1 protein-coding gene is annotated in these 678 nt (G+C 60.6%); it reads right to left on the bottom strand.

Annotated elements, in window-relative coordinates; translation table 11 throughout:
* Positions 1-678: transposase (locus SO180_RS42450; protein WP_449384716.1), on the bottom strand; the 678-nt coding region annotated here is incomplete at both ends.

Genomic DNA, 678 nt, shown 5'->3' with positions numbered 1-678 from the left:
ATGTAAAGAATGGTGGCACCGTCATTCACTAGCGTTCCGGTCGTAGTAAGAGCCTTGCCGCCCGGACAACGATAGAGATCGCCAGCGTGGTCATAGGTGAAGTCATCGCGCGCGAAGATCCCGTCTGTGCGGGCCGACTTGTCGAAGACGGTCACATGCGGCTCAATACCATGCTCATAGACCAGCCAGGCCAGCATCTCGGCCGAGCCATAGCCGCTGTCGCCGAGGAGCTGGCTCGGATAGAGATCGAACCGTTCCAGCGAGCGCTCAATCATGCGCTTGGCGGCCAATACCTCTGCCTGCCGGATGGCCGTGGTTGCCTCGACATCGACGATGATCGCATTCTCAACGTCGATCAGATAGTTGGTTGAATAGGCGAAGAAGGCCTGACCGCCATGGGCTCCGGTCCATCGCGCCGCTGGATCTGAGGGTGACACGAACTTCGGCGTGACCTCGGTCGCAGCTCCAAACGCGGCATCATCGAGGACGGCCAGATACTCGTCGATCGCCCGACCGGCGGCCTCCGGGGGAAGCCCCTTGTCGCCTTCGATCCCATTCTGCCGGTTGGCATCGGCTTTGATCAGGCTTGCATCAACGGCAAATCCCTCACCGCCGACCAGTCGCTCCTCGATGCAGCGGCGCAAAACGCTTTCGAACACGCGACGGAACAGATCGCTC

This window comes from Bradyrhizobium sp. UFLA05-112 (assembly GCF_053572325.1).
Note: the sequence above shows the minus strand (reverse complement) of the source record. Positions and strands in the feature narration are given on the sequence as shown.